This window comes from Corallococcus sp. AS-1-6 (assembly GCF_020037015.1).
In the GTDB taxonomy this organism is placed as follows: Bacteria; Myxococcota; Myxococcia; order Myxococcales; family Myxococcaceae; genus Corallococcus.
Genome location: NZ_JAIQDE010000012.1, coordinates 114,087 through 126,776, shown reverse-complemented (window position 1 = coordinate 126,776; position 12,690 = coordinate 114,087). Strand labels below are relative to the sequence as shown.

At 72.1% G+C, this 12,690-nt stretch carries 9 protein-coding genes; 3 read left to right on the top strand and 6 right to left on the bottom strand.

Annotated elements, in window-relative coordinates; genetic code table 11:
* Nucleotides 1-124: 124 nt before the first annotated feature.
* Nucleotides 125-1,087, bottom strand: a complete 963-nt coding sequence (locus K8612_RS18530; protein WP_223763234.1) for a hypothetical protein — start codon at nt 1,085-1,087, stop codon at nt 125-127.
* A gap of 151 nt (nt 1,088-1,238) precedes the next feature.
* Between K8612_RS18530 and K8612_RS18525 the strand changes: the two genes are divergently transcribed.
* Nucleotides 1,239-2,369, top strand: coding sequence for a hypothetical protein (locus K8612_RS18525; protein WP_223763233.1), 1,131 nt, complete (start codon nt 1,239-1,241; stop codon nt 2,367-2,369).
* On the top strand, nt 2,366-2,611 hold the full coding sequence (locus K8612_RS18520) for a hypothetical protein (RefSeq protein WP_223739031.1): 246 nt from the start codon (nt 2,366-2,368) through the stop codon (nt 2,609-2,611). Before K8612_RS18525 ends, K8612_RS18520 begins: the two co-directional genes overlap by 4 nt.
* Nucleotides 2,612-2,619: 8 nt before the next feature.
* On the opposite strand, the gene K8612_RS18515 is transcribed toward K8612_RS18520, so the two are convergent.
* The 3 genes from K8612_RS18515 to K8612_RS18505 all read right to left on the bottom strand — a co-directional run bounded on the left by K8612_RS18515 (nt 2,620) and on the right by K8612_RS18505 (nt 7,682).
* Nucleotides 2,620-3,900: an amidohydrolase family protein gene (locus tag K8612_RS18515; RefSeq protein ID WP_223763232.1), complete on the bottom strand. Its 1,281-nt coding sequence runs from the start codon at nt 3,898-3,900 to the stop codon at nt 2,620-2,622.
* Between the two features lie 91 nt (nt 3,901-3,991).
* Nucleotides 3,992-5,941: an FG-GAP-like repeat-containing protein gene (locus K8612_RS18510; RefSeq protein WP_223763231.1), complete on the bottom strand. Its 1,950-nt coding sequence runs from the start codon at nt 5,939-5,941 to the stop codon at nt 3,992-3,994.
* Between the two features lie 139 nt (nt 5,942-6,080).
* The gene (locus K8612_RS18505; protein WP_223763230.1) at nt 6,081-7,682 is read right to left on the bottom strand and encodes a cell wall anchor protein; all 1,602 of its coding nucleotides are present in this window, start codon (nt 7,680-7,682) and stop codon (nt 6,081-6,083) included.
* Between the two features lie 194 nt (nt 7,683-7,876).
* Here K8612_RS18505 and K8612_RS18500 point away from each other — a divergent pair, with 194 nt between their 5' ends.
* Complete coding sequence (locus K8612_RS18500; RefSeq protein ID WP_223763229.1) at nt 7,877-8,467, top strand: DUF938 domain-containing protein; 591 nt, start codon at nt 7,877-7,879, stop codon at nt 8,465-8,467.
* Between the two features lie 45 nt (nt 8,468-8,512).
* Here K8612_RS18500 and K8612_RS18495 read toward each other — a convergent pair whose 3' ends face one another.
* Nucleotides 8,513-9,091, bottom strand: a complete 579-nt coding sequence (locus tag K8612_RS18495) for a hypothetical protein (protein ID WP_223739036.1) — start codon at nt 9,089-9,091, stop codon at nt 8,513-8,515.
* Nucleotides 9,092-9,238: 147 nt separating this feature from the next.
* On the bottom strand, nt 9,239-11,026 hold the full coding sequence (locus K8612_RS18490) for a tetratricopeptide repeat protein (RefSeq protein ID WP_223763228.1): 1,788 nt from the start codon (nt 11,024-11,026) through the stop codon (nt 9,239-9,241).
* Nucleotides 11,027-12,690: the final 1,664 nt, after the last annotated feature.

Sequence of the window (12,690 nt, the reverse complement as noted above, 5' to 3'; positions counted from 1 at the left end):
CCTCCGCGGAGGGTGGCGCGAGCGCCCCCAGCCCCAGGAGGAACATGCCCACCGCGCCCCATGTCCAAGCGTGTCCGTGCATTTGCTTCATCAGACACGGGAGCCCGGGAGGTTGGGACATCCCTCAGGGACGGTTCGTGCGCGGCCCGCGTCGCCAGAGCCGGAGCGTGGCCAGGAGCCCGAACGCCGCGAGGCCCCCGCCCGCCTGGGAGCACCCCTCGCTCCGGGGGGCCTCGGGCTCGGGCTCATTCTCGGGGCACGTCAGCTCGAAGAAGACCTCCAGGGGCGAGAGCGGCGTGCCGGACTGTTCGAGCACCGGACGCAGCGTGGCCACGTGCGTCCCGGGAGCGAGCCCCGGGTCCGTGGGGGGCGGCTGCTGCCGGGAGAACTCGCAGACCGAGTACACGGTGAGCAGCGCATGCGGGTACTGGAGCCGGTCCAGGAAGAGGAGGGTGCCCGCCGGCCCCACCGCGCCGTGCGGTGCGGAGGCCCACGGCTGCCCATCCACATCCAGCGCCCAGTGCACCCACGGCAGGAAGGGCACCAGCTCCGGCGAGGGCGTGAAGCCCAGCGTCACCTGGCTGCCCTCCACCTCCGTCGAACAGGAAGCGCCGCCAAAGACCTGGAAGGGGCCATGCTGCTCGGGAGCGGCTCGCAGGGTCCCCGAGGCCGCTGGAAGCGCGACCGCCGGGCCCGCGGTGAACGTCGCCGACACCGTGTCCCATTCCTCCGGGTAGCCCGCGCACGGGCTGTGGCCCTCCATGCGATAGCGGGTTCCCGGCGTGAGCGGGGTGGCCGGAACGAGGACCGCGCTCCCGTGACGGCCCTGCAGGAGGCTCGCCTCCACGTCGGCGCCGTCCTCCGTGCGCAGGCGCAGGCTTTCGGAATCGAACAGGGGCCAGCCCATCGGCAGCATCACCAGGGCCGGCACGTTCGCGGGCACGACCGGGTCCTCCGGCAGCGGGACACGGATCATCCGCGGGTCACAGGCGACGCCACTGCAGGCCTCCGCCGAAGGAGGCTTCGCCAGGCCCAGCCCTCCCAGGAACACTCCCACCGTCAGCGCGGTCCATCCGGGTGTCTTCATGGCCCTTGGGACACGCGAGCCCGGCGGGTTGGGACATGACGTTCAAGGGATGCGCCGGTTCGGGCGGGCCCGCGACCGTTCAGCGAGCGGGCCCGACCGTCCGGCCCGAGGGGCCACGCTTCAGCCCTGCCAGCGGCCGAGACTGCCGGGCATGCGACGCAAACTCGTGCTGCTGGTGCTGGCCGTGGCGGTGTGGCTGCCGGCGCTCCAGCTTTTGTTCCGGCCCCGCGACCGGGGAGCGCTGACGGCGGCGCTGGCCCCCCGTCAACGCGCGTTCTCGCTCCAGGAATCGAGCGCGGAGCGCGACGTGCTCCACCGCACGAACCCGGAGTGGGACCTGATGGTGCGCACCTTCTCCGTGCTGTCGTTCGCCAACCTCGCGCTGTCGGAGCCCGCGCGGAAGGCGGAGCACCTGGCCGTGGTGGACGTGCTCATCGCCCGGACGCTGCGAGACGAGCGGCGGGCGCATGAGGCCTTCTTCCTTCCCTACGTGCACGCGGGCCCCTTCAAGGATCCGGCCGGGCGCAGCCTCTTCGTGGACGGCGAGCTGGCGCTGATGCTCGCCGCGCGTCAGAGCGTGGAGGAGCGCGCGGACTATTCGCCGCTCCTGCGCGAGCGCGTGAACCTCATCGCCGGACAGTTGGAGCGCGCGCCGGTGCTCGCCGCGGAGAGCTACCCGGATGAGGGCTGGACCTTCTGCAACACGGTGGCGCTCGCGGCGCTGCGCCTGTCGGACCGGGTGGACGGGCGGGACCATGGCGCGCTCCTGCGCCGGTGGGTGGCCTCCGCGCGGGAGCACCTGTCCGACCGCCGGACCGGTCTGCTCGTGTCGAGCTTCACCTACGACGGCGCGACGAAGGACGGGCCGGAGGGCTCCACGCTGTGGCTCGCGGCGCACATGCTCCAGGTGGTGGACGCGGACTTCGCGCGCGACCAGTACCAGCGGGCCCGCGCCGCGCTCTTGGGGCAGGCGCTGGGCTTCGCGTGGGCGGGGGAGTGGCCAGGGGAGGCGGAGGCGGTGCAGGACATCGACTCCGGTCCCACGATTCCGTGGGTGAACGCGAACGCGGGCTCCAGCGGGCTCGCGCTCGTGGGCGCGGCGGCGTTCGACGACGAGGAGGCCCTGGACGGGCTGCTCACCAGCCTCCACTTCGCGGCGTTCCCGGTGCACGACGGCACCGGCTTGCGCTTCGCGGCGGGCAATCCGCTCGCGGACGCGGTGCTGCTGTACGCGCTCGTCGAAGGACCCCTCTGGCGCCTCACCCAGGAGGAACACCGATGATGCGACACCCGTTCGTGCTCGTCGCGCTGGGCCTTGGCGCGCTCTTCCTGGCGCTGCACCTGGGCGGAGGCATCGAGTCCGTGGGCGTGCTGTCCGGGACCGTCGTGGGCGGTCCCTGGCGCATGGGCTTCGGGGTCCTCTACGCGCTGTCCTGGTTCGGCGCGGTGCTGGCCGCGCCGGTGCTGCTGCTGGCGGGGCTCGCGGACGCCCTGCTCGGCCGCGTCCGCCGTGAGAGGCCTTGAGCGCCGCTTCAGCGCCGGTACAGCGTGCCGCCCTTCATCACCAGCCGCACCTGGCGCACGGCGCGGATGTCCTGCGTGGGGTCGCCCTCCACGGCCACGAGGTCCGCGAGGAGCCCGGCCTTCACCTGTCCGACGCGGTCCTCCCAGTGCAGCATCCGCGCGTTGCCGGAGGTGGCGGCCTGGAGCGCCTGCGCGGGCGTCACGCCGCTGGCCACCAGCAGCTCCAGCTCGCGCGCGTTCTCCCCGTGCGGGAAGACGCCCGAGTCCCCACCCACGCACAGGGGCACGCCCGCGGCCAGCGCGGCCTTGAGGCCCTCTCGCTTCTTCTTCGCGGACTCGGGCTCCGGGTCCACGCCGCGCTTCCAGCCCCGGTACTGGAGCATGGCGTCGCCCGCCGCCAGCGTGGGGCACAGGAACACGCCTCGCTGGGCCATCAGCTTCCAGACCTCCGGCGTGCCGGCGTCGCCGTGCTCGATGCTCTCCGCGCCCGCGAGCACCGCGCGCTTCATGCCCTCCGGCGTGCTGGCGTGCACGGCCACCGGGCGCCCGCCGCTCCTGGCCGTCTCCACGATGAGGCGCAGCTCCTCCAGGGAGAAGGTAGGGAGCGCCTCGCCGCGAGGGCCCCAGCGGTAGTCGCCGTAGACCTTGATCCACTCCGCGCCGCGCCCCATCTGCCCGCGCACCGCGCGCGTGAGGCCGTCCACGCCGTCCGCCTCCTCCGCGCCCTGGGGCACCGTCCATTCGGACGCGAAGCCCTTGGGGCCGTAGCTGCCGGTGGCCACCAGCGCGCGCGTGGTGACGACCATGCGCGGGCCCGGGATGATGCCCTGGTCGATGGCCTGCTTGAGGCCCACGTCCGCGTCCGCCGCGCCCTCCGTGCCCAGGTCGCGCGTGGTGGTGAAGCCCGCCATCAGCGCCGCCCTGGCGTGGTTCGTGGCCCGCGCCACGCGCAGCGCCAGGGACTCCTTGAGCACCTGGTCGTTCCAGGGCGCCTCGTTGTACGGGTGCAGGAACAGGTGCGAGTGGCCCTCGATGAGCCCGGGCAGCAGCGTCGCGCCGGGCAGGTCGATGACCTCCGCGTCCTCCGGCGCCTTCACGCCCTGCGCGGGCCCCGCGGCGGCGATGCGCTCTCCGGTGACGACCACCACCCAGCCCGTGTGGGGCTTCGCGGTGGCGCCGTCGAAGACGCGCGCGGGGCGCAGCACGTAGGAACGGGCGGGGGCCTGGGCCCGCGCGGACGCGGAGCCGAGGACCCCGGACAGGACGGTGGCGATGAGCAGGGCGCGCATGTGGAGGCGCAGTCTGCGCGCGTCGCACCGTCCGGGGCCATGGGTTCCTGGGGCAGTGCCCACGGAGTGCCCTGCTTCGTGCACGAGGGCGCTACGGCGCCAGCGCGCGGAACACCTTCGTGTCGCCGTCGTAGTTGTTGGGGTTCCAGTACACCTTGTCCGCGCCATCCCGGCCGTCGATGTCCGCGAAGAAGAAGCCGGTGTTCTCCGAGTTGCTGTAGCCCGTGTTGTCCATCACCGGGCTGCCCGCGAAGTTGGTGCCGGTGCTCGGGTAGATCTGCATCCGGCCCTCGCGGAAGCCCGGCCGCCAGAAGACCTTGTCCGCCTTGCCGTCGCCGTCCACGTCCGCGAAGTAGAAGCGGGACGTGTCCACGCCGCTGGTGCCTGCCTCGTGCAGGAAGAACAGCGCGAATGCGCCCGCGCCGGTGGAGCGGTACACGCGCGTGCGGCCCCCCTCCTGGTCCGGGTTCCAGAGGATGCGGTCCGCCTTGCCGTCGCCGTCCACGTCCGCGAAGGACACGCGCGTGCCGGCGCTCGTGTTCGCCCCCGTCGTGCTCGTCACCGCGGCGCCGAAGGACACCGTGCCGTTGCACTTCGACACGAAGGCGTCGAAGGCGCCGGACTTCTGCGTGGGGTTCCAGCGCACCAGGTCCGCGCACCCGTCACCGGTGATGTCCGCGAAGAAGAAGCGCGTCGCGTCGCTGGTGCTCGCCGCCTGGGTGACGGCCACGCGGTCGCCGAAGGTGCCGTCGCACTTCGCGGGGTAGACGCGCACCTCGCCGTCCCCCAGGTTGGGACGCCAGAGGACCTTGTCCGCGCAGCCGTCGCCGGTGACGTCCGCGAAGAAGAAGCGCGTGGTGGCGACACCGCTCGTCGCGCCCGTGTTCTTCACCGCCGTGGCGAAGCCGCCGTCGCACCTCGACTTCGCCACCCACGTCTCGCCCTCGCCCACCGCGTAGTTCCAGGTGATGCGGTCCGCGCAGCCGTCGCCGGTGACGTCCGCGAAGAAGAGCTGCGTGCTGGTGGACGTGCCGTTGGGCGTCGGCGAAAGCGTGGAGCCCGCGGAGAAGACGGCCGGGCGAAGGGTGGCGAGCACCGGGTAGTGGTCGGACGGCGTGAGGCCGCCGCTCTCCGTCCGGTCGATGGCGGGCGCGGACGAGGTGAGCGCGCCGCCGTTGTGGAAGATGTAGTCCAGCCGCTGGTACTTCGTGGACGTGGAGAAGCTCCACGCGTTGTTGAACGTGGCGTCATCCACGCCCGTCACGCCGTCGAAGCGCGCGGTGCGGAACAGCCGGGCCCCGCCCTCCAGGTCCGCGATGGTCGTCTCCCCCGGCGTGGACAGGCCCTGCGCGTCGGAGTTGAAGTCCCCCATGGCGACGACCGGCAGGCCCCCGGGCTTCGTGGCCAGGAAGGACGCCATCTGCTCCGCTTCCTTGAGCCGCCCCAGGGAACACGCCGCCGCGTAGGCGAAGTGCGTGTTGGCCACGAAGTACACCTGGCCGGACGTCAGGTCGCGCAGGCCCACCCAGGCGAGCCTCTTCCCCTCCGCGTGGCTGAAGCACGGGTCGCTGGAGGCGTAGGGGTTCACGAGCGCCTCGTTGCCCTGGCCCACCTCCGGGGCCAGCTCGAAGCGGCTCTTCTTGAAGAAGATGAGCTTCGGGCTGCCGCCGCCCGGGTTGAAGACACCGTAGGGCTTGTCCGTGCCCGTCAGCCCCGCGATGAGGTCCGCGGGGATGCTGGGGCCGCCCGAGGGCGCCTGGGCCTCCTGCACGCCGACGATGTCCGCGTTGTTCGCGAGGATGCGCTCGATGACCGCCGCCTTGCGGTTGGGCCACGCGCGCACCCCCGTGTCCAGCGGACCGCGCACGTTGTACGTCATCACCCGGAACGCCTTGTGGCCCGTCGCCGCCAGCGGCCGAGGCTGCGCGGACAGCGCGTCAGCGGAGGGCGGCGCGCCCGCTTCCGGCCCGCAGGCCAGCAGCGGAGTGAACACCGAGAGCAGCGCGGCGGCGCGCGAGAGACGGGAACGGAGGCATCGCATGGTTGCGATTATACACGGAAAACGAGAAATAACTTAAATTCCATCCAGGCGTTGTCACGGCGTGGATGTCTCATGGCGTACGAGGGGCCGCGCCCGGCCCGGGCGCCGGACGCGGCCTGCGCATGGCTGCGATTGCGCGCTACTGGCGCACGACGCGCTTGAGCCTGAAGGGCGAGGGCGACTCGCTCATCGTGTAATAGGCCGTGCCGGTCGGATCGTACTCGATGGCCTCGCCCTGGCCCTCCACGGTGTCCGTCAGGGAGACGGGCGTGGCGGCGAACGCGGTCTCGAAGGCCGCGCCGGCGGCGGCGCGGAACTCATACACCTTGCGGTAGGTGCGCAGCAGGAAGCGGTTGGCGCACGGGTGGATGGCGCCGGACGTGGCGGCGCCGTAGTTGGTGTCCGTGGTGGTGGGCAGCGGCAGGTTGGCCACGAACACCAGCGTGCTCAGGGTTCCCGGCGTGGGCAGCGGCTGGGGGAACTTGTAGACCTTGCTCGCGCCCGAGTAGGACTTGGTGACGATGTAGATGTCGCCCGTGGTGGGGTGGACCATGAGGGTCTCCGCGTCCTTGGGCGTGTCCGGGTATTGGAAGGGGAAGGCCTCGGCGGTGAGGTTTCCGCTCGTCTGGCCCGCGCCGATGTCGGGCTCCGGGATGCGGTAGACGGCGAAGGTGGACGGCGGCGTGGGGAAGTTGGCGCTCGAGCGGCCGATGTCGCCCATGTAGATGCACTGGCCGGCGGGGCACGGGCCGGTGGCGACGTCCTCCCAGTCCGCGGGCGTCACGTTGGACACGGTGAAGGTGCCCCGGGTGCTCGCGTCCGCGGTGCTGATGGCGACGATGGCGGTGGTGTCCTCGTTGTGCGCGTAGAGGACGCCCGGCGTGAGGCGGCTGGCGGCCAGGCCGGACGGCTCCACCAGCGCGGTGGCCGTCACGGTGCCCTGGGTGGTGTACGCGGTGGAGAAGGTGTCCCCCACGGAGCAGGAGGCGGAGGCGTTGGCCGCGCGCAGCGCCACCACCTGCGCGATGTTCGTCTCCGCGTAGGGGGACGAGCCGTTGAACGAGCCCTGCGCGCCCGCGGCGCCCAGGTCCTTGTGGGCCACGTTGTAGAGGAGGCCCGTGGACGAGGACACGAGGCAGGTGTCCACGGGCTCGGTGAAGCCCGCGGGCGGGACGATGGGGCTCGCCGGGCACGCGGTGCCGGTCCACAACTGCGAGCCGAACCACACCGCGACGCCGTTGGCCGTGCTGGTGGTGAGGGCGGGCGTGTTGAAGCTGGCGGTGAGGCCGTTCTTCTGGCCCGTCTGCGCGTCGATGGGGTTGGCCGTGTCCACTCCGGAGAACGCGGAGATGCTGCCGGCCATGTAGCTGGCGATGTCGATGTTGAACGCGTACGTGGACGGCTCGGACGCGGTGGCGACCTTGTAGAAGATCCACGCCTTGATCTGCGACGCGCTCTGGTCCGAGCGCACCAGCGTCCAGCCCGCGGGCGGCGTCGCCACCGCGGCCACGTTGTTGCGGTTGATGATGCGCGCCAGCAGCACGTCACCCGCCGCCGTGCCCGCGGGCAGCGCGATGCTCAGCGACGTGCGCGTGCTGCCGCCCGCCGTGGCGCTGCTCCGGTACGCGATGGTGGACACCGCCTGCCGGGCGGTCGCGACCTCCTGCTCGGGGAGGGAGGGGGCGTCTTCCGTCATCGGCCCGCAGCCCGCGAACGCGAGCAGCGACACCGAGCACAGCATGCGTGAAACATTCCGGTTGAAGAACCTCAAGGTCACTCCTGCCTGGGGGATGAGGCGAGTCAAGGCAGGAGGTTTTCGAAGGGACCCGGAAAGTGTTGCGGATTCCCTGCGCGGGCGGCCGCTGTGTTGGCTGTGATTGCAATCTTCCGCGAGCGGCCTTTCTTCGCGTGCGCGGGTGTGGAAGAGGGGAGGGCATGAAGCGTCACGCCCCGGCCACCGAACGCAACCGCGAACCGCTCCTCGCCGTCCTCCGGGAGGTGCTGCCCGCGGAGGGCACGTTGTTGGAGGTGGCGAGCGGCACCGGCCAGCACGCGGCCTTCTTCGCGAAGGCGTTCCCAGGGCTGGCCTGGCAGCCGACGGACGGCGACCCGGCGGCGCTGGAGAGCATCGACGCATGGCGCGGGGAGGAGGGGCTGTCCAACGTCCTGCCCGCGCGCGTGCTGGACGCGAGCTCGGACGCGTGGCCGGTGGAGCACGCGGACGCCATGCTCTGCGTGAACATGATCCACATCGCGCCGTGGGCGGCCTGCCAGGGGTTGATGCGGGGCGCGGCGCGGGTGCTGCGCCCGGGCGGGCGGCTGGTGCTGTACGGCCCCTACTTCGTGGAGGGGACGCAGACCGCGCCGAGCAACCTCGCCTTCGACGAATCGCTCCGCGCGCGAGACCCGTCCTGGGGCGTGCGCGAGCTGGGCGCGGTGACCGCCGAGGCGGCGCGCCACGGGCTCCAGCGCGAGCGCGTGGTGGAGATGCCGAGCAACAACCTCACGGTGGTGTTCCGCCGGTAGGGCCTCCACCGGGACGGCGTTCGCCACGCCGTCCCGGCGCGGGGGCTACATGCCGGGGCAGTGGCCGCCCTGCATCTGGCGCGCGGTCTCATGGATCTCGTCGATGAGGCGGCGCGTCTGCCTGGGGTCCTGCGCGGTGTAGGTGATGGTGATGCCATCCGGCGTGTCCTCGCCCACGGCGGCGGCGGGGACGGTGGGCGCTCCGGCCATGTCCCGGTTGCCGCCGCCGCCGGTGCCGCTCTCGTCGAGCCCGCTCTGGATCTCCGTGCTGCTGTCGCCCAGGTCCTCCGCTTGCGCCCTGTTCATGACGGGCTCGGAGTTGGTGCGCTTGGACTGCTCGTCCAGCAGCCGCCGGGCGCGCATCTGGAGGTCCCCCACCTGCGACGGGTCGGACGTGGTGAACATCATCGACACGCCGTTGGGCGTGTCCTTCGTGTGGACCTGCGTGCCTGGGACCGACATGGGGCAGCGCGGGTCCGTGGTGGCCGGCGTCGCGGCGGACTGGGCGGACGCGGGCAGCGGCTGCTGGGACTCCTCCTTGTGCATCCCCTTCTTGGAACAACCCGCGGAGAAACAAAGCGCCGCGGCCGCGGCGAGCGTCAGCGGAAGTCGGGACGTGGGCATGGTGTGCCTCCTCTGTCGTGGGTTCGTCGTGCGGCAAGGTGGCGAGCCGCCCCCGCCCTCGCAACGCGCCCTGTGCGCCGCCCTGCCTGAAGGCCCCACCCCGGAGGTGGACCGCTCCATCGCGGAGCCGACACGCGGGGGCCCGGCTCACCACGCGGCTTCGAGCTGGAGCATCACCCCGTGCTTCTCGTAGTTGCCGTTCGTGGCGTCATACGCGTGGCACAGGTGCTCCGCGCCTTCGCACGCGGCGGGGTCGTCGTCCGTCAGCCGCATGTCGATGTTGGAGCGGTTCACCAGCAGCTCGTAGCGGGCGGTGAGCCGCAGGTGGCCTGACAGCCGGGCGCTCACGGTGGGGATCAGCACGAAGCGCGTGTCGTGGCGGCGGCGGACGTTCCACGTCTCGCTGTCTCCTCCGGCCGTCACGACGCGCAGGGCGTTGTCGTCCAGGTAGCGGCGCCACTCCACGTCCGCGTCCAGGCTCGCGGTGAGCCAGGGCCGCGGTTGCCACCGGCCGGAGGCGCCCACGGCGTGGCCCGTGAAGCCGAAGGGAATGACATACGTCTGTGACAGGAGGACCGAGCCGTCACTGGTGAAGGATTGCTCCAGCGTGCCAATGCGGTCCTGCCGGTAGCGGTACCACGCGGTGAGGTTCGCGGGGCCCAGGTGCCACTCCTGGGACAGCGTCGCGTCCAGGCGTGGACCGGTGAGGTAGGCGAACTCCTCTCCGATTCCGTCCTTGCCGGCGACCCCCAGGTCCAGCCGCGTGCGGGTGTGTTCGGTCTCGTCCCAGGCCAGCCACGCGTTGGCGTTGACGGAGGCCTGGAGCCCCCGGAAGTCCTCCAGGCCGGTGAAGAAGATGTCGCCGCCCGCGAGGAGCCCCACGCGCACCCTGCGCGCGGCCTCCCACTCCGCGGACGCCGTCGCGCGGTGGAGCTGGAGCGAGTAGTCCCGCACGGAGGAGACGGCGTAGGCGCGCTGGCTGCCGCCGTAGGACAGGGCCGCGAAGAGTCGGTCGGACAGGCGGAAGCGGGCGGTGAGGCCCACGCCGGCCTCGGCGAAGGCGCTCGCGGTCACCACGTCCGCGTTCGCGCCGGACACGTCGCGGGCGGCGACGCCCACCTGGAGCACGTTGCTGTCGAAGCCCGGCCCCACGCTCGCGGAGGCCCAGAGGCCCGGGCCGCTGGCGCGCAGTCCGTGGGAGAGCAGGTCCAGGTACTGATGCGCCGTCGCGCGGTCCACCGGAGTCAACGTCAGCGCGAGCGCCGCGGTGAGGTCCTCGCGGGCCGCCGAGCGCAAGCCCAGGCGCCAGGCCGACGCGCCCGCCATGAGCCGGGCCCTGCCGGAGTCGGGCTGTCGCTCCGCCGCGCGCAGGAAGTGGGCACGGGCCTCGTCGAAGCGGCCGGCGTCGAAGGACGCGAGCCCCTGTCGGTAGGCCTCATCGCCTTCGTTCACGGGAGGCGCGAGCAGGGCGCGCAGCTCCTCCACCTGCAGCGCCTCCTCCGTGGAGGCACCGGCCGAGGCGCGCTCCGCCCATTGCGCGGCGCGCTCTGGAGCGCCCGCGTCGAAGGCGGCGAAGCCCGCGTTGATCCACGCCACGCGAGCGAGCGGGGCCCCTTCACGGACGCGGGCGAAGGCCTCCTCGGCCTCCGCGAAGCGCCCGAGCGCATAGAGGCAAGCGCCCCGGTTGAAGTTCCAGGCGTCGGGCTCGGGAGCATCCGGAGCACGCCCCGCGGCATCCAGGGCCGCCAGCGCTTCCTCGGGGCGGCCCAGGCGGAAGCGGGCCAGGCCCGCGAGGTACAGCGAGGCGCCGGAAGAAGGGGCCAGGAGTGCCTGCTGTTCCGCCTCCGCATACCGGCCCGCCGCGAAGGACTCGCGCGCGTCCTCCAGCGGCTCCCCGGCCGCGAGCGCTACCAGAAGCAGCAGGCCCGTCCACACGCATCGCGACGTAGCGCATTCCCCGCAAGGGTGCGAGGGCGGCGCACCGCCCCCGCAGGCACAGGAGCAGGGACCGGTGTGCACAGACCCATCCCGTGCAAACGGCCCCGCCAGTCACCAGTCCAGGCCCAAGTCCATCCAGAGCCGAGCCGAGAACCTCCATCGGAGCGCCCCTTGGAGGCACACCGTAGAAACCTGTCCGACAGTCGGACCAGTCCTGGAGCACCAAGACGCTCTCCCTGCGAGCCGAGAACCTTCCTGGGATGCATCGCGGAAACCGGTCCGACAGTCGGACCGGTTCTGGAACACCGAGACGCTCCCCCTGCGAGCCGAGAACCCTCCTGGGATGCATCGCGGAAACCTGTCCGACAGTCGGACAGGTTTGGAGCACCAGGACGCTCTCTCTGCGAGTCGAGAACCTCCGTGGGAGCCCCCCTTGGCGGCGCACCGCCCCAACCAGTTGGACAGTCGGACCGGTTCAGGGGCGCCGAGACTCTCTCCCTTCGAGTCGAAGACCGTGGGGGCCGCCCCCTTGGCGGTGCACCGCACCAACTGGTCGGACAGTCGGACCGGTTCGGGGGCACAGCGACGCTCTCCCCTCGAGTCGAAGACCCATGGGTGCGCCCTCCTTGGGGGCACTGCAGAAACCTGTCGGACAGTCCGACAGGTTCTGGAACACCGAGACGCTCTGCCGGCGAGTCGAAGACCCGTGGGGGCGGCCCCCTTGGCGGTGAACCGCACCAACCTGTCGGACAGTCGGACAGGTTTGGGTGAACCGCGGCAGGACGGCGCTGCCTCTTCATTCGGGCCGAGGGGGCTTGTCGGACTGTCGGACCGGTTGGGCCGCGCGGGGCTTCCGGACATGAGGGCTGCGCGGCCCACAAGGAGAGGCTTGGGCGTGGCGGACGCCCTCCTTGGCGGTGCATCGCGCGAACCTGTCGGACAGGTTTGGACGAAGCGGGTGGCACTCCTGGCCGCCACTCCGATGTCCCCTCCTTGGACCTGGCGCGTCAGCCAACCTGGTTGGAGGACCTCTGTTCCATTCGAGCCGCGGAAACCTGTCCGACTGTCGGACAGGTTTTGGAGAACCGCCTCGGGCGGGGGGCGCCCCTGGCTCCTTGCTGCTTCATGAGGCGCGAGCGCGGCTCTTGGGCACGGCTTGTTCCTGGAGAGGTCCAGGCTTCGCACGCCAGCGTGCCGCGCTCCTCAACAGGCCTTCGTTCAGCGCCGCGGTGCCTGGTGGGGCTGCGTGGGCGGCTGCTGATTGGGCGGCGGTGGCGCTCCATCGGTCCTGGGCGACGGCGAGCGCATGCGGCCCTCATCCCCTGGCTGGCGCGACCCGTTGGGCCGTCCGTCATGTCCCGGCCCTCCCGCAGGGCCCCGGGCGTCCGGACCCGGCGCTGGACGGACCCTGTCTCCCCGGGGCGGCGGGGGTGGGCGCTCCGCGTTCCTGCGCCCCAGGATGGTGTCCACCTGTTCCCCCGGCGCGATGACGTCCACCGTGTGCGAGCTGCGCACGTGCGCCTGCTGCGCTCCGGATGGAGGGGGCGGCACGGGCGCCTCGGGCGGCCTCGCGGCCTCCGTTGGCGGAGGGGCCGGTGCCTGCTGGGCGTGCGCGGCTCCGCCTCCCAACCAGAGGAGGACGGCGAGCGCCGGTGTCGAGT